The organism is Streptomyces sp. NPDC002133 (genome assembly GCF_040296405.1).
Lineage (GTDB): Bacteria > Actinomycetota > Actinomycetes > Streptomycetales > Streptomycetaceae > Streptomyces.
In genome coordinates this window covers 1-16210 of sequence record NZ_JBEOXF010000064.1, presented here as the reverse complement: position 1 = coordinate 16210, position 16210 = coordinate 1, and the positions used below count along the sequence as shown (strand labels likewise).

At 68.9% G+C, this 16210-nt stretch carries 15 protein-coding genes and 3 pseudogenes; 9 read left to right on the top strand and 9 right to left on the bottom strand.

The features are described from left to right. Positions 1–15: 15 nt before the first annotated feature. A complete protein-coding gene (locus ABT078_RS35715; RefSeq protein ID WP_351235328.1) occupies positions 16–546 on the top strand; it encodes a hypothetical protein in 531 nt (176 codons plus the stop codon). A 209-nt stretch (positions 547–755) separates the two neighbouring features. Here the strand turns inward: ABT078_RS35715 and ABT078_RS35710 are convergent, their stop codons facing one another. Further along, positions 756–1337, bottom strand: coding sequence for a MarR family transcriptional regulator (locus ABT078_RS35710; RefSeq protein ID WP_351235381.1), 582 nt, complete (start codon positions 1335–1337; stop codon positions 756–758). Between the two features lie 29 nt (positions 1338–1366). Beyond that, positions 1367–1499, bottom strand: a pseudogene (locus ABT078_RS35705) (helix-turn-helix domain-containing protein); the annotation flags it as partial. Between the two features lie 335 nt (positions 1500–1834). Here ABT078_RS35705 and ABT078_RS35700 point away from each other — a divergent pair. After that, complete coding sequence (locus ABT078_RS35700) at positions 1835–2803, top strand: glycoside hydrolase family 113 protein (protein WP_351235326.1); 969 nt, start codon at positions 1835–1837, stop codon at positions 2801–2803. A 143-nt stretch (positions 2804–2946) separates the two neighbouring features. Here the strand turns inward: ABT078_RS35700 and ABT078_RS35695 are convergent. After that, positions 2947–3158 (bottom strand): annotated as a pseudogene (locus tag ABT078_RS35695) (transposase); the annotation flags it as partial. 695 nt (positions 3159–3853) lie between these two features. On the opposite strand from ABT078_RS35695, the gene ABT078_RS35690 reads away from it, so the two are divergent. Continuing rightward, on the top strand, positions 3854–5494 hold the full coding sequence (locus ABT078_RS35690) for an alpha/beta hydrolase (RefSeq protein WP_351235324.1): 1641 nt from the start codon (positions 3854–3856) through the stop codon (positions 5492–5494). Between the two features lie 251 nt (positions 5495–5745). Here the strand turns inward: ABT078_RS35690 and ABT078_RS35685 are convergent, their stop codons facing one another. Both ABT078_RS35685 and ABT078_RS35680 read right to left on the bottom strand, forming a co-directional pair. Then, the gene (locus tag ABT078_RS35685) at positions 5746–5949 is read right to left on the bottom strand and encodes a hypothetical protein (RefSeq protein ID WP_351235322.1); all 204 of its coding nucleotides are present in this window, start codon (positions 5947–5949) and stop codon (positions 5746–5748) included. A gap of 54 nt (positions 5950–6003) precedes the next feature. Next, positions 6004–7422: an MFS transporter gene (locus ABT078_RS35680; protein ID WP_351235319.1), complete on the bottom strand. Its 1419-nt coding sequence runs from the start codon at positions 7420–7422 to the stop codon at positions 6004–6006. A gap of 433 nt (positions 7423–7855) precedes the next feature. Here ABT078_RS35680 and ABT078_RS35675 point away from each other — a divergent pair, with 433 nt between their 5' ends. Continuing rightward, positions 7856–7999 carry a hypothetical protein gene (locus ABT078_RS35675; protein ID WP_351235317.1) on the top strand — a complete coding sequence of 48 codons (144 nt, stop codon included), beginning with the start codon at positions 7856–7858 and terminating at the stop codon, positions 7997–7999. 450 nt (positions 8000–8449) lie between these two features. On the opposite strand, the gene ABT078_RS35670 is transcribed toward ABT078_RS35675, so the two are convergent. Then, on the bottom strand, positions 8450–8887 hold the full coding sequence (locus ABT078_RS35670; RefSeq protein WP_502981474.1) for a MarR family winged helix-turn-helix transcriptional regulator: 438 nt from the start codon (positions 8885–8887) through the stop codon (positions 8450–8452). Positions 8888–9000: 113 nt separating this feature from the next. On the opposite strand from ABT078_RS35670, the gene ABT078_RS35665 reads away from it, so the two are divergent. Both ABT078_RS35665 and ABT078_RS35660 read left to right on the top strand, forming a co-directional pair. Continuing rightward, positions 9001–10170 (top strand): NADH:flavin oxidoreductase, encoded by a 1170-nt coding sequence (locus ABT078_RS35665; RefSeq protein ID WP_502981473.1) that lies wholly within the window; start codon positions 9001–9003, stop codon positions 10168–10170. A 167-nt stretch (positions 10171–10337) separates the two neighbouring features. After that, entirely contained in the window at positions 10338–10724 is a 387-nt protein-coding gene (locus ABT078_RS35660) for a hypothetical protein (protein ID WP_351235383.1), read from the top strand. A gap of 181 nt (positions 10725–10905) precedes the next feature. Here the strand turns inward: ABT078_RS35660 and ABT078_RS35655 are convergent, their stop codons facing one another. Next, a complete protein-coding gene (locus ABT078_RS35655) occupies positions 10906–11487 on the bottom strand; it encodes a TIGR03086 family metal-binding protein (RefSeq protein ID WP_351235315.1) in 582 nt (193 codons plus the stop codon). Positions 11488–11876: 389 nt separating this feature from the next. Then, entirely contained in the window at positions 11877–12785 is a 909-nt protein-coding gene (locus ABT078_RS35650) for an MBL fold metallo-hydrolase (RefSeq protein ID WP_351235313.1), read from the bottom strand. Between the two features lie 554 nt (positions 12786–13339). On the opposite strand from ABT078_RS35650, the gene ABT078_RS35645 reads away from it, so the two are divergent. Together ABT078_RS35645 and ABT078_RS35640 are read left to right on the top strand one after the other, a co-directional pair. After that, a complete protein-coding gene (locus ABT078_RS35645; RefSeq protein WP_351235311.1) occupies positions 13340–13783 on the top strand; it encodes an RrF2 family transcriptional regulator in 444 nt (147 codons plus the stop codon). Between the two features lie 76 nt (positions 13784–13859). After that, positions 13860–15053 (top strand): globin domain-containing protein, encoded by a 1194-nt coding sequence (locus ABT078_RS35640; RefSeq protein ID WP_351235309.1) that lies wholly within the window; start codon positions 13860–13862, stop codon positions 15051–15053. 312 nt (positions 15054–15365) lie between these two features. Here ABT078_RS35640 and ABT078_RS35635 read toward each other — a convergent pair. Continuing rightward, a pseudogene (locus ABT078_RS35635) lies at positions 15366–15560 on the bottom strand (group II intron maturase-specific domain-containing protein); the annotation flags it as partial. Between the two features lie 383 nt (positions 15561–15943). Between ABT078_RS35635 and ABT078_RS35630 the strand changes: the two are divergent. Further along, the coding region (locus tag ABT078_RS35630; RefSeq protein ID WP_351235307.1) for a cation:proton antiporter domain-containing protein at positions 15944–16210 on the top strand (267 nt) is incomplete at its 3' end.

The following is a 16210-nucleotide window of genomic DNA, read 5'->3' as shown; positions in this document are numbered from 1 at the left end:
AATCGGGGGGAAACGATGGCACGAATCCGGCATGTCTTCCTGGCTGCGGCGTGTGTCGCAGTGCTGGCGCTGCTCCCGGGCTGTAGCCCGCCGAGGGCGGGCGCATCCGGCATTGCAGTGGCGGAGGACGGGAAGCCGCTCGGTGTGATGGTCGTCTGCCGCGGTCACATCGACGGCGCCACGCTGTACACCGACGCCGAGGACGACAGGAGCAGCGACGGGGACCGAACGGAAACGGTTGGTCAATGGACGCGCGAGGAGCCCCTCACCGGTTTCGTCACCTGGCGGCTCGACATCGGTGGTGAGCGCTGGCTGGTGGACGAGCCCATGGCGCCCCTTGAGCCGCACCGCAGCTACCACCTGTACGGGTGGGCCCACGGCGGTGCCTGGTCGGCGGCACATATCGACTTCACCCTCGCGCACCTCGCGGACCTCGAACCTGGCCAGGTCCGCTACTTCATGGGCAAGGGCGACGGCGTCGATCAGGAAGGCTACAAGACTGCCTCCTTCGACGACTTCCGTACCGACTCCTGTTGGTACGGCTGACAGTCGCGCTCGCCCCAGTGGCCGCCGCTGACACTTGCAGCACACGCGTCACTCGCGTTGAGCACCATCTATTCCCCGCTTCCCCCTTCGTGGTCATGCGCGGCGAGCTTGGCATCGCGGGAACGGACAGTCATGCCGCGCGAAGCTTGGCGTTACGTGGCATGACCGGATGTTCTAACGCGGCCGGGCTTGGCACCGCTTCGCGGCGTTTATCGCGCGGTCGTTGAGTGGGTTGTCCGGGCGTGCTTGGGCCTGGTGCCTGCGGTGGCGCGGGAGTGTTTTTCGGCGGCGTGGAGGATGTCGTCGCCGAGTTGTTTGAGGAATCGGCCCGCGGTGGCGAGTCGGGTTCCGACAGCGGTGTCGGCCCCGAAGATGTCGGCGCCGCGCAGCGCGGTGGCGGCGAGTCGCTGGTTGGAGCGGACGCCGACCACCACGGAGCGGACGCCCGCGTTCTCGTCGAGGAAGTACCGGTGGCGTCGGCTCTGGCTGTCGCGGCCACGGCGGATCAGCCCGTGCTGGTGCAGCAGGCCGACCGCGTGCGAGATGGTCGCTGCGCTGACCCGCAGGTGCCGCGCCAGCTCGGCGGCCGTGCAACTGCCGGTCTCGGAGGTGAACAGGCAGGCCATCACACCGGCGGCGGTGCGCGGCATGCCGGTTTCGATGAGCGCCGCGGTGAGGTCAGCCACGAACGCGGCCGTCGCGTCGGGGCCGCTGTGCTCGCTGGCCCGCCGCGCGGCCGCCGGTGGGCGGAGGGTGCGCCGGGCTCGGTGGGTGGTGGCGAGGTGTGCCAGGTCCGCGCGGTAGCGGCCCGGCCCGCCGTTTCGCGCGACCTCGCGGCTGACCGTCGAGGTGGGGCGGCCCAGCTGGCGGGCGATCCCGGCGTAGTCCAGGCCCTGCCCCAACCCTGCGGCGATCTGCTGCCGGTCGGCTCTGGTCAGCCTGTGTCCTGGCATTCGGCCGTCCCCTCCGATCCGGTCGTCTCGACGTCAGTATGCGAGCCAGTCGTCAACCGTTGCAACGGGCGGCTCTCGGCGTGCATTTACCGGCAACGTCATTGCAATCGCCGATATCCGCAGCGAACAGCGAAAACAGCGCGAATCCGGAGGAGGCTTCGTTGACTCGTGTTTCGCGCCCTGCCTAACGTTCGGATCCGGCAGCCGGACAGCAGCATTCGGCGGTCTCCCCCGGCAAGCGAGGCAACAGCATGGCCGAGACCGCCGTCGAATGCGCGAAGAGCCGGATATCGAGGGGTGACCGCGTTTCCGGTCACCCGGTGAGGAGCGATGACATGCGTGCCAAGGGCATCACCTACGACACCGGATTCACCCCTGGCGGGCTGTGTTCGCGGCCCGTCTTCGACGCCGAGGCAGTGCGACGAGAGATCCGTGTCATCGCCGACGACCTGCACTGCGACGCCGTGCGGATCACCGGCGGCGACCCCGAGCGGCTGGCGGTCGCCGCCGGGCATGCCGCCGACGCCGGGCTGGAGGTCTGGTTCTCCCCGTTCCCGTGTGAGCTGCCCGCAACGGAGCTGCTGCCGTACTTCGCCGACTGCGCGGACCACGCCCAGGAGGTGGGGGCGGAGGTCTTCGTCATCGGCTGCGAGCTGAGCCTGTTCACCCCCGGTTTCTTCCCGGGAGACAACAGCCTCGCCAGGATCGATACCCTGGTGGGCGGCGCTCCTGGGGCACTGGCCAAGGTCGCCGAGGTGCCCGTCAAGCTGGACCCATTACTCGCCGACGCCGCGGCTACGGTGCGCGAACGGTTCCGCGGCAAGATCACCTACGCCTCCGGAATATGGGAACAGATCGATTGGACGCCCTTCGACATCGTGAGCGCGGACGCCTACGGCGATCCGGGGGACGCCTTCCGCCGGGGCCTGCGGGAATATTTCCGGCACGGTAAGCCGCTCGCGGCGACCGAGTTCGGCTGCTGCACCTACCGGGGCGCAGCCGAGCGCGGCGGCATGGGCTGGGTAGATGTCGTCGATCACGACGCCGATCCGCCCCGCATCAACGGCGATTACGTCCGCGACGAGGAAGAACAGGCCCACTACCTGCGCGAGATGCTCGCCGTCTTCGACGAGGAAGGCGTGGACACCGCCTTCTGGTTCACCTTCGCCGGCTACGAGTACCCCCACCACGCCGACCCGCGCTTCGACCTCGACATGGCCTCCTACGGGGTATGCAAGCTGATGCCCGACGGCAGCCTCGCCCCCAAGCGCTCCTTCCACGCCATGGCCCGGGCATACCAATGAAGCCCGCGCATCCCCGGTGGACAGCACGAAATCGGCATGAGCGCGCATTAGCCGGCGCAACGATCCCAAGATTAAAATTACGAAGCGTCAGCAGCGCGGCGAGCACCGGGACACGCCAAGGGTGTCAGCAAACGATGGCGGGCTCAAGCGGTCAGCGCATCACCGCTGTTCAGGAGGTCAGCGTAGACCTGTGCCGGAGCGCGATAGCCATGGGTCTTGCGCGACGGTGGTTGAGCTCGTGGGCGATGGCGTCCAGGTCGGCCTGGCTGAACGTGCGGAGGTCCGCGCCCTTGGGCAGGTACTGCCGCAACAGCCGGTTGGTGTTCTCGTTGGTGCCGCGCTGCCACGGGCTTCGCATGCGCGGTGATCAGCCGCTGGAGCCACGGATGCGCGGTCCGCTCGATCGAGGTCAATTTCCCCAACCGGCCCGGCCGACAGCCCAACATCACACCAACGACACTCATCTGAACGGGTGACGGCTCCGCCAACACGGACCCCGAGATCAACTATTGGCGGCTTCCGGGCTCACCTCGGCGACACCCTCGACCGAGACCACGCGCGGATCACGGTGTCGTGGACCCGGGCCAGGCGGAGGTGCCCGGTTGCAGGCTGTGGGTCTCACCGTGGCGGATCGGCTCGGCCCGGTCGTGCTCACCCTGATGGTGCGGGATCGACAGCAGGTCGCCCTCGGCGAAAGCGGCCCATCGCCGCCGCGGTGCCCGGAGCCCGTTCGACGTCGGCGGTCCCGTGCTGCTTCGCCAGGGTGACGGCGTCTTTCTGCGGCGCCTCCAACCCATGAGGGTTCCGCCCGCCGCGGCGAGGGCGGCGGCGATGTTCTTGATGAGGCCGTCGGGCACAGGGCGTCGGATGCGACCCGGCGCAGGGCGAAGGGGGCGGTCGCAGGCGGCAGCGGCGGCAGCAGCTCGGCCATTCGGCTCCCGCTGGCTGGCGCGCGTTGCCGGACCGCGGTGTCGTTTGACACAGATGCGTGACGAGGTCCAGGGGGATTGGTGGCATCGGGCCCTCAGCACGAAGGAGGAAGGACGGAGTATGCCCATACCTCCCATACGCGGATCCATGGCGGGCCGTCGTCGTGCCGCGGTCATCGCCGCGGTGGTGACCTTCTCGACGGTACTGACGGGACCGGACCTCGCCGCGGCCGACGGTACGCCGACACCTTCGGTGCCTGCCTTGAAGCTGGACTGGGAACCCTGCGTCCAGGGCAGCCCGTTCGACTGCGCGACAGCGAAGGTGCCGCTGGACTACCTCAAACCCGGTGGTCGCACCATCGACCTGGCGGTCATCCGGCGACAGGCGACCGGCCCCGGACGGCGCATCGGCACCCTGTTCTTCAACCCCGGCGGCCCCGGCGGCCCCGGCGGGCCCGGAACGGTGCAGATGCCCCAGAACTACGAGTCCTTCCCGCGCGAGATGCGGGAACGTTTCGACGTCGTCAGCTGGGACCCACGCGGGATAGGTAACAGCACTGCGGTGAACTGCTTCGCGAGCCCCCAGGAAGCCGCCGCCTGGAATGCGCGCAAACCGGCGGGCTTCCCGGTGGGCGACAAGGAGCGGGCGGCCTACATCGCCGCGTACAAGGATCTGGCCAGGCGCTGTGAGCAGCGCGATCCCGAGCTCCTGCGTCATGTGTCGACCACCGACACCGCCCGGGATCTCGACCGGCTCCGCCAGGCGGTGGGCGACCCGCAACTCACCTACCTCGGGGACTCCTACGGCTCGATCCTGGGCGCCACCTACGCCAACCTCTTCCCCGGCAAGGTCCGCGCCATGGCCCTCGACAGCAACATCGACCCGCAGGCCTGGACGAACCACGCGTCGGACGAGGACCCCCGGCTCACGACATTCCTGCGCATGGGCTCGGACCGCACCGCTGCGGCGACCCTGGACAAGTTCCTCGCTCTGTGCGGGTCCACCACCAGCTCCCGCTGCGCCTTCTCCGCCGGCAGCCCGAAAGCGACCCGGGACAAGTTCGACCAGCTGATGCGCCGGCTCCGGGAGCATGCCGTGGGCGTGTGGACCTACGGCCGTACGGTCGGTGACACCGTGAACAGCCTCTACAACGTCCACCCCGGATGGACCGACCTCGCCGGCAGGCTGCAGGAACTGTGGCAGGGCCGCGCACCGGAGCCGGCCACCTTTCCTCCCCCACCACCGGTCCCGAATCCGAATCCGTACCTGGGCGACGAACAGGGTGGTGCGGTGCTCTGCGGTGACAGCCCCAATCCGCGTGACCCCGGCGTCTACCACGCCCTGGAGGAGGCCAGCGCTACCCGTGCGGGCGACGCCGGACGCTTCTGGACCTGGGCCTCCGAAGGGTGTGCCGCCTGGCCGGTTGCCGCCAACCGCTACCGCGGGCCGTGGAACAAGCCCACGGCACACCCCGTCCTGGTGATCGGCACCGTCTACGACCCCTCCACCCCGTACCAAGGTGCGCAGGCCATGGTCAAGGAGCTGGCCAGTGCCCGCCTGCTCACCCACGACGGCTACGGGCACACCACACTCGTCAATCCCAGCAGCTGCATCAAGAACTACGAGAGCCGCTACTTCATCGACGGCACCCTGCCCCCGGTCGGAGCCACCTGCCGGCCGGACACGCCCCCCTTCGCCGCGGCCAAGCCGGGCGGCGGCATCGCCACCGGCGGCGGAGCGATGGCCGGAATCGTCTCCTGAACCGGCGGTAGCCCAGCAGCCAGGGCACGCCTGGTGATGGTCCGCGGGGGAGTGTCGATGGAACCACACACACGCTCGTAGCGTTCATCGACGAGCACCGGGGCCATTTCGGCGGTGTCGATCCGATCTGCCGCGTCCTCACCGAGCACGACTGCAGGATCGCCCCGTCCACCTACTACGCGCACAAGCAGCGGCGCGCAGCGCCATCCGCGCGGGCCATGCGCGACACCGAGCTCGTCGATGCTCACGCGCTAGGTCGTCAGGGTTGGTCGACCTCGGCGATCGCGCGTCATCTGGGCCGTGATCGCAAGACCATGGCCGCGCTGACCGAGGCCGAACGACTGCGCGGGCAGCAGGCCGCCGCCGGTGATCCGGCCGAACGGGTCGTGATCGACCTGTCCCACTGTGCCGCCGTGGCCGACCGGCTGCGAACCGCTCCCTTCGACGTTTGCCATGAGCGTCATCGAGTGCTCACGAGGCGGGACGTATGCGCGTGCAGGGTTCGGTCCTCAGCGTCCCTCCGGCTTCAGCGGCACGCACAGCCACGCGAGACCCGCCGCGACCAGGTACGCGAGCGCCCCGACCGCCATGCCGACGCGCAGCCCCGCGCTGTAGTCGGCGGCCGTGGCGAGCAAAGAACCGCCGAGTGCCACGCCCATGGCGCTGCCGATCTGGCGGGCGGTGTTGAACAGCGCGGAGGTGGTCCCCGAGTACTCGGCGGGCGCGGCGCCCATCACCGTGGAGGTCGCCCCTGTGAGGGCGAAGGAGGTACCGAATCCCGCCGCCATCATCGGGCCCACCAGGAGTACGTAGGCGGGTTCGGCGCCCGCAACGGCCCAGCCGGCCAGTCCCACGGCTGCCAGAAGCATGCCGGTGACCACCAGCGGACGATCACCCGTCCTGCGGCTCAGCCGCCCGGACAGGACGGAGGCGAACATGGTCATCGCCACCGCGGGGAACAGCGCTGCCCCGGTGCTGAGGGCGCTGTACCCGCGCTCGTGCTGGAAGTACAGGCTCGCGGTGAACACCATGCCGTAGAAACCGAAATTGAACAGCAGGCCGATGACGGCTCCGCCGCTGATCGTCCGCGAGCGCAGCAGGCTCAACGGAAGCGCGGGGGAGCGGGCCAGCCGCTCCCGCACCGCGAACGCCGTGCCGGCCAGCACCGCCGCGCCCGCCGCCACGAGGACCGCAGGATCGGACCAGCCGCGACGGCCGGCCTCGTTGAGCGCGGCGGTCAGCAGGACCACCGCCGCCACGACCGCGCACTGCGCCGGCCAGTCCAGGGGCCGGTCGGCATGGCGCGGCGAGGGCGCCACGTACCGCAGAGTCAGGACCAGGCAGGCGATGCCGACGGGCAGGTTGATGAGGAATACCCACCGCCAGCCAACTGTGGAGACGAGCAGCCCGCCCAGGAGCGGCCCCGCCGATGCCGCGATGCCCGCCATCGACCCCCATAGTCCGAAGGCCCGCGAGCGCGCGGCCGGATGCGGGTAGGCCTGCTGCAGCAAGGCGAGCGAGCCGGGCACGATCAACGCCGCACCGAGCCCCTCCAGCAGCCGGGCGGCCACCAGGGCCGGGGTGTCCTGCGCGAGCGCGCACGCGGCCGATGAGGCGGTGAACACGCCCACGCCGGTGCAGAAGATACGACGGTTCCCCAGCCGGTCGCCGAGCGCGCCACCGGTCAGCAGCAGTCCGGCGAACACCATGGTGTAACCGTCGGTGATCCACTGGATCCCCGTGAGCGAGGCCGACAGCTCCCGGCCCACCACCGGCACGGCCACATTGATGATCGTGACGTCCAGGATCACCATGAAGTACCCGGCGCACACGGCCAGCAGCGGTTTCCAGGGCTGCTGGCCGTACTCCGGGGCGGGCTCGGGAGGTGGCGCGGGTCCGTCGTCACCGGGCGACTCCGCGAACGGCACGTCCTCAACTCCCTCCCGTGAGAGGAGGCTGGGATCGTCAACCCTGCCGTACCAGGAGGCTGCCCAGCGCCCGAGAGGGACGATAGGGGAAAATGCCGCATACGCCGGTATCTCCGCGTCGGTCCGGGGTCCGGTCGTCGTGTGCACGGTGCCGCATCCGGGCGGCGATCTGCCCACGCACCGTCTGGGACAGCCGCGTGTTCATCGTCCGCCCCATCCCCTTGGCCTCCATGGACCGCAGGTCTTCCAGACAGATGACGGTGGCACCGGCCGCGATGGCCTGGTCCACCGTCCACCGCGCGGCGGCCCGGGCCAGGGCGTCGTTGAGGTTCGACCGGCGGGCTGACGCATGCCGGGCGGTGGTGATCAGGTTGTGTCATCTGCGCTGTGTACGACTGATGTTCAGTGATCGTTGGTACGCGGTGGCACTTGGATGACGGGCATCGTGATCCTGGTGCCGGTCACCGCCGGCACCTCGGACCGGCTCGCCTCGATGGTTGGCCCCGCCCCGAAGAGCAGCCAGCCCCAAGGGGGCTGCGTCCATGTCGTTCTGGCCGGCCTGACTCACCAGACGTAGAAACTGCACCTGACCGACAACGAAGCTGCCGTGCGGACCGACCCGTCCTGATCGGGACATGCCACGGGCCCCGGGGTTAGGTCCGGGCGGGTCCGGGCCGGTCACCGCACATCACAAGTGCGACCGGCCGGGAGTCACACGTACGGGTGCGGCGGGGGCCGCGATCCGGGCAGCGGTCGGGACGCCGCGGGTGGCTGGCGGCCGACCGCCGGCGTGGGGCGGGCGCCGCCGGTGAGGATTTGCCGCCTGCCCGCTTTGACGGTCGTGGTTGTGCTCTCTCGGAGGTGAGCGTGGGTCCGGCCTGGTTTGTCACAACCGGATCCGGCGGGAGGGCCTCGTCGGCCGCGGTGTCTGCCGGCATCGGTGTGGGGCTCGCCGGGGAGGAGGCCGGCAATCCGGCGCATCACCGGCCCGGGTGGGTGTGTGGCCCGGTGTCGGGAGGCGGGCTTGTCAGGTGTCGGTGGGGCGGGCCGTGAAGACGCGGTCCAGCAGGGCGTACAGGGTGGCCCGGTCCTTGTCGTCGAGTGTGGCCAGGCCCGCCAATGTGGTGTGCATCGTGGCGCGGATGGTGTCGATGGCGTGCTCGCCCTGTGGGGTGATGACGACGTTCTTGACGCGGCGGTCGCCGGGGCTGGGCTCGCGGCGGACCAGGCCGCGCTTTTCCAGGCGGTCGACAATGCCTGTCATGTTGGAGGCGTCGCAGGCCAGCGTCTCGGCGAGCACGCGCATCGCGGCAGGGCCGTGGCGCAGCACGCTGAGCGTCCTGCCCTGGCTGGCGGTGAGCTTCTCGCGGGCAGCCGCGGCCGTGAAATCGCCGTAGTAGGCGCCGAGCGACATCGAGAGCAGCTCCATGAGCCGGCCCATGCCGACGTGCGGGGGTCCTGGCATGTGATCCACCTTACGCCCAGAAGCTTGACGATCTCAAATATTGACGTCTACCGTAAAGCTATTAGTTGATGTTCTCAAGCTTCCATGTTCCTAAGTAGTTGGGAAAGAGTTCCGTGTCTCAGGCACAGCACCGGGCATCCGCACGGCCCTCCGGACAGACCGTCACTGCGTCCTTTGCCTCCCGCGCGGCCGAGATCCTGTCCCGGCCCGTCGGGCTGAACGGCCTGACCGTGCCGAACCGCATCGTGATGGCGCCGATGACGCGCATGTTCTCCCCTGGCGGCGTCCCCGGTGAGGACGTGCGGTCGTACTACGCCCGTCGCGCCGCCGCGGGTGTGGGCCTGATCGTCACCGAGGGGACCTACGTCGGCCACGAGTCGGCCGGGTCCAGCGACCGTGTACCGCGATTCCACGGTGAGGAACAGCTCGCGGGGTGGGCGAAGGTCGCAGAGGCCGTCCATGCGGCGGGCGGCACGATCGTGCCGCAGCTGTGGCACATCGGCATGGTGCGCAAGCAGGGCAACGCGCCCTACGCCGACGCCCCCGCCGTCGGCCCTTCCGGCATCCGCGTCGACGGCACCGAGGGCACGGGCAAGGCGATGACCCGGCGCGACCTGGACGACGTCATCGGTGCCTTCGCCGATGCTGCCGCGGCCGCCGAGCGCATCGGCTTCGACGGTGTCGAACTGCACGGCGCCCACGGCTACCTCCTCGACCAGTTCCTGTGGGCGGGGACGAACCGCCGTACCGACGCCTACGGCGGCGACCCCGTGGCCCGTACGAAGTTCGCGGCCGAGATCGTGGCCGCGGTCCGCGAGAGCGTCTCGCCCGACTTCCCGGTGATCTTCCGCTACTCGCAGTGGAAGCAGGAAGCCTATGACGCGAGGCTCGCCGAGACCCCGCAGGAGCTGGAGGCGATCCTGGCGCCGCTCGCCGCGGCCGGCGTCGACGCCTTCCACGCCTCCACCCGCCGCTACTGGCTCCCGGAGTTCGAGGACTCGGACCTGAACCTGGCGGGCTGGACCAAGAAGCTCACCGGCAGGCCCACCATCACCGTCGGCTCGGTCGGCCTCGACGGAGATTTCATCCGCGCGTTCGCGGGCGAGGGCGCCCCGGTCCAGGGCATCGACAACCTCCTCGAACGCCTGGAGCGCGACGAGTTCGACCTGGTCGCCGTCGGTCGCGCCCTGCTCCAGGACCCGGAGTGGGCGGCGAAGGTCCTGGAGGCTCGGCTCGAGGAGCTGAAGCCGTACGATGCGGCGGCGCTGAAGACGCTGAGCTAGTGTGATGCGCCCGAAATCCTGAGAGTTATTTGCCGACCGGGTCAGCGCGCCCGAGGCAATGGCCGCTGCCGGGCTGACCCACGGCGGCTTCTACCGCCACTTCTCGTCGAAGGACGACCTGATCGCCCAAGCGTTCACCGCGGCGTTCGCCGAACGCCGTCGAAACCATGGGCCAACTCGCAGACGAGCCCCAGGCCGACCAGTCGGCCTGGGCCGCGTTTCTTGCGACATACCTCTCCGAGCTACACCGCGACAACCCCGCCCATGGCTGCGCGGCTGCCGCTCTCGTCACAGACTCCGCGCGTGCCGAGCCCGGCACCCCTGTGCGCACTGCCTTCACCGCTGGCCTGCGGGACCTCGTCGAAGGTGTTCAGCAGCTCAACGAGTCCTTGAACGACAATGACACGGACAGGGGCACCGCGCTCGCCGAACTGTCCACACTCGTCGGTGCCGTCCTCCTCGCCAGAGCCAGCGACGATGCCGCTCTTTCCAGGGACATACTCGATGCCGCGCACCACTACCTGAGCAGCGGGACCGCTGATTCCCCAGCCTGATCGCCACTGCGTGAGAAAGCCGACTTTCACGCTGCCCTCCTACCTTTTGCCGACGCAAGCAAGTAGCACGGCCTCAGTCGCGGCACCAGGTGTGACTCCTCCTTGAAGTCGCACCTGGGCGTGTCACCACCCACACCATCGGCAACCACTTCTGCCAGTCACACAGGACGCATTCGCAGAACTATCGCGTGGGCCGGGTCCATCCGGGGTCCCTGCCGGTCAAGGCCAGTGCGCGGTCGAACAGGGGCGCATCGGCCTCTTGCGGTACCTCGTCGGCGAGAAGACCCAGGCCGCGCATGCGGGGTGCCTCACGGGTGAAGGTGTCGAAGGCAGCCTTGGCCAAGGACGTGGGGATATTGACGGACTGACCGGTGGCTACTGCCATGTCCCACGCGTGGATGGCGAATTCGGCGATGAGAATCCCGCCGAGTGCAGTCGCAGGCAGGGGCGGTCCGCCGACGGTCGCCTCTCCTTCCCATGCCGTTGGCGCGGACCAGGCCATGACTGCCGGCTCCGCCCTTTCCTTGATCAGCCCACCCCAGTCGGACTCCGGTCGTCCGGCGAGAAATGGCATCGGGTCCGCAGTCAGCAGGCCAGGGTCTGGTGCCGCCCGGGTGCCCGCGTCCCTCGTCAGCAAGAGCATCATGGCGATGTGATTCGCAAGGTCTCTCACCGTGAAATCCGAACACGGCGTTGGATCCTGGTACTGGTCCACCGACACATTGCTGACCACGTCAAGGGCCAGATCGATGCTCTGGGCCAAGAAGTCCACCCTGGTTGATTGCCTCATACGGCGTTTCCTTCTTCCTTGTGCCCCAGGCCGGGGCGAACGGTTCTATTGAGATGGTCTGTTGGACGTTGTTGTATGTGGCGATTGCGCGCTGGGCACGGTTCCGAGCTCCCGTGGATCAAGCAAGGCGGGGCCCTGGGTACGCACGCGCCCTGCCGGATGTGCATGGGCGCCCTGGCTGGCTTGAGGCCCATGCCGCAAGGGAGTCGGGACGGGCGACGACAGGGGCGGGCGACGGGCCGGTGATCTCCTGGCTGCCGCAGCCCTGGTCCCCGTCACGCTCCGGCACCACCTGGCCTCACACCTGCCGCGGCCCTGTGCCGCTATGAGTGCCGTGCCCCATCACCGCGCAGGACTGTTTCTCAGTCCAGGAAGAGGCTCCAGGCGACGGTGTTGAGGTTGTCGGCGAGGAAGACGTCGGTCCCGCCCAGGCGCTTGTCCCAGGACGGCATCAGCTCTGCCGCGCGGGCGACAACCGCGTCCATCCACACCTTCAGCTCGGCCTGCTTGTTGTCGGCGGGCACCTTGGCCGCGGTCGCGACCTCCTTCAGGTCGACCGTCCCCAGCGCCTCACCCGCGGACTTGCGCAGGTCGTTGATGTAGTCACGGTTCGTCGCCACGTCCTCCGGCGTGCCGTACAGAGCCATGTGACCAGTCACGATGGTCTCGAAGTCGTACTCGAGCATCTGGTTCATGGCCTCGAAGTAGGCAGGCACGTGGGCGGAGAAGACGAGGCGGAAGAACGGCGGGTTCTTGACCGAGAAACTGTCGATCGCCGTAAGAAGCTTCCTCTCGGGTACGTGGATGAACAGGTTGCCCGCCTGGTGCCAGTCACCCGTGTAGTCCAGGACGAACCGCGTCCCGTCGATGTCCAGCTCCTTGTGCGGACCGCTGAAGGTCACGTTCGGCAGCGGACGGCGGTTGTCGTTGTGCGCCTCCTTGATGAACTGCCCGGTCAGCTCGTGGGCGATGATCTGCAGACCGTCCCGGTTGAGCAGGTGAGCCGCACCGGTGTGGTCGGCGTGCGAGTGGCTGTAGATCAGGTGCGTGAGCGGCTTGGACGTGACCGACTCGATCGCCGCCAGCAGCACGTCACCCAGGACCGGAGGAGTGTCCACCAGGACAACACCCTTCTTGGTCTCCAGGAACATCGTGTTGATCATGCCCTGAGTGACACCGTAGGCGCCCTCGCCCAGATCGGTCACGACGAACCCGGACTCCGGGATATCCGGACCCAGAGCGAACTCGGGCATGGGCTTGAACGTAGTCATCAGTGATCTCCTTTTTCGTGCCACCCGCCCGGCAGGCGGGTGAAGAGGTGTGACAGTGAGTGGAAGATGATCGAAGTCGTTCAGTTAGAGACCTGACCGCGGACGCGAGGCTCTGATCATGGCCATAGCCTTCAGGACCACACGGTCGTCGATCGCCATCTGGTGGCCCGACCAGTCCGGGTGGCTGACGGAGCGGCGCGGCCCGCATCGGATGGTGCGGCCGCTTCAAGCCATACACCGCCGGTGAGGGGGCGCCGCCATCCCGGTTCACGTCCAGCGTCGCGCCTTTCGTGTCCTTGTGGACCCCGTGCGCGCGCCTTGCTGAACCTAGGTCCGGCTGGTCCACCTTCACCGAACCCGTTGGGGCAGTCAGGTGCGCGCCTGTGCTCTCTTTGCGGTGAGGCCGACGATGTCGGCAATGTTGTCGTGGCCCTTTGTGTGGTGTGCGGAAGTCGGGCGGGCGGTGGGCCGGGCGGCTGCTGGTGGTGCACGTCACCTGCGGGCCGGCCCCCCGTTAAATGGAGTCTTTGATGCGTATTTGATAGCGTCGGGGCATGCGGTTGACGAAGTTCACCGACCTGGCGCTGCGTGCCATGATGCGCTTGGCGGCCTCCGGGCAGAGCGGCTCCCTGACCACGCGCGAAGTGGCGGAAGCTGTGGATGTGCCCTACGCCCACATGGCGAAGGCGATCACTCGCCTGCAGCATCTCGGCATGGTGGAGGCCCGCCGGGGCCGAGGCGGAGGGCTTGGGCTGACAGGCCTCGGCCGTCAGGCTTCGGTGGGCCGGCTGGCGCGCGAGCTGGAGGGCGGGAGCGAGGTCGTCGCCTGTGAGGGTGATCAGCCGTGTCCGCTGCGCGCGGCCTGCCGGCTCCGCCGGGCGTTGCGTGACGCGCAGGAGGCGTTCTATGCCGCGCTCGATCCGCTGACCGTGGCCGACCTGGTGGCCTCACCTACCGGCCCGGTGCTGGTCGGACTGGCCGACCGCCGCCCTGGGTGACCCCCGCTCCGCCCTTGCGGGTGGGTGTGCACCCACCGTTAAATACGAAGATCATTAACCAATTAAGGAGTTCACCGTGCTCTCAGCGCAGTCCACCCCGGTCATCCGTGCCACCCTGCCGGCCGTCGGCGCAGCCATCGGTGACATCGCCGACCTGTTCTACAAGAATTTGTTCGACGCCCACCCCGAGCTGCTGCGAGACCTGTTCAACCGCGGCAACCAGGCCAACGGTGAGCAGAAGATGGCCCTGGCCGGATCGGTCGCGGCCTTCGCCACCATGCTCGTGGAGCACCCCGACACCCGGCCGGACGCGATGCTCTCCCGGATTGCGAACAAGCATGTTTCCCTCGGCATCACCGCCGACAAGTACACGATCGTCCACAAGTACCTCCTCGGGGCGGTCGCCGAGGTGCTTGGCGACGCCGTCACTCCCGAGGTGGCAGCCGCCTGGGACGAGGTCTACTGGCTGATGGCCAACTCGTTGATCGCCATCGAGGCCCGGCTCTACCAGCAGGCCGGTGTCGCCGATGGCGACGTCTGGCAGAAGATGGAGCTCGTCGAACGGCACCAGGAGACCCCCGACGTGGTCTCCCTGGTTCTGCGGCCCGCGGACGGCAGCCAGGTCAAGCCCTTCCGTCCGGGCCAGTACGTCAGCGTGCAGGTCGAGCTGCCCGACGGCGCCCATCAGATCCGCCAGTACAGCCTCTCCACCGCTCCTGGCCGCCCGGAGTGGCGCATCACCGTCAAGCGCGTTCACGGGGCGGGGCCGGATGGCGAGGTCTCCAACTGGCTGCACCGAAATGTCACGCCGGGCGACATCCTGACCGTGTCCCTCCCCGCCGGTGACCTGGTCCTGCCGAAGGGTGACCACCCGCTGCTGCTGGCCAGCGCCGGAATCGGCATCACTCCGATTCTGACCATGCTCGACCACCTGGCCGTCACCGGATCGACCCGCCAGGTCGCCGTGGTCCACGCCGACCGCACCCCCGCCGACCACCCCCACTTCGACGAACAGCGCCAACTCGTCGACGCGCTCCCGGACGCGAAGCTGCACCTGTGGTATCAGGAGCCGGGTGACCAGGCGCCGGACGCACTGACCGGCCACGCCGACGTCACCACGCTGGAACACCCGGAGAACGTGCGCGTCTACATGTGCGGCCCCCTGCCGTTCATGCGCACGGTCCGCGGCGACCTGCTGCGCAGCGGTGTTCCCGCCCAGAACATCCACTACGAGGTCTTCGGCCCGGACCTGTGGCTCGGCCAGGAGTGAGCGAGCCGGCCTCCCGGCCGTCCCGGCACCGGCCCGGGACGGTCGGGCGCCCACCGGCGAGAGCGTGCCGCGCTCCCGCAGCCACCAGGCCTGCATGGCCCCCGAATCAGCAGGGCCGGGGACTGGTGCGGTGGCTTCCGCTCCGTCTCCGCTCCCGCCGCTGCCAACCGTGCGTGCGGCTCTCCCGCACACGGCTTTCCGGCATCGTTCACCGACGGGACGCGCCGTCGCGCTGTGCACGTTTCCGGTGAGGCGGTGGACCCCGAGCCGGGTCATCCATCCGCAGGTGCATCGGGTGATCCGGTTCCGGTATCGGAGTCTGTGTCTCCGGCCGGCGAAGACGGCCGGCCGTTCGTGGACGTAGCCGTCGACGGCGTTGAACTTCCCTCCCGAGTTCCCGTTGCCGAAGTACGCTGCCCAGCCCTGGTGCACGGGGTGAGGCCGGCTGCCACGGAGGGTCTTCGAGATCGCGGTTGCGGCCCGGACCTTGTCCCGCAGGACCCGCATCGCTGTGGCCGAGGGGCGGCGCCGCAGGTAGAGCCTGTCTCGCCCTTTCCACGATTGCCTCTTCCGGTGGTGGCAGCCGGGGAAATCCAAGCCCCTGCCCGCCTCGAGTCACGCAGGTACCTCGAGTGAGGCAGGTGATGCCGGACTTCTCGGGGTGCAGTCGCATCCCGGGCCCTTCCAGCACTCTCGCCGTCAACTGCCGGGCCTGCTCAGCCCGTTGTCTGGCCGGCGACAGGACCACGAAGTCGTCGCAGTACCTCACCAGCACCGCCGGCGGCCCTCGTCCTGCCATGCCTCGCCGAGGACGTGCAGGGCGATGTCGGCCAGCAGCGGGGAGATCACGCCCGCAACCCGACAAGAGCCTCCTCGCCACTGGAGTCCCCATGAGCTACGACAACCTTCTGATCGTGCTGGCCATAGCGGCCGGTGTGCCGCTTCTGCTCGCCACCGTCCCCCGGCTTCCCCTGCCCGGCGCCGTGCTCGAAATCCTGGCGGGCATCATCCTCGGCCCGGCCGTGCTGCACGTCGTCGAGGCGGACACCGCCGTCGACATGCTGTCGGTCATCGGCCTGGGCTTCCTGCTGTTCCTCGCCGGCCTGGAGATCGACATCCAGCAGCTCCGCGGGCCCCGCGCGCGGCTGATCGGCACC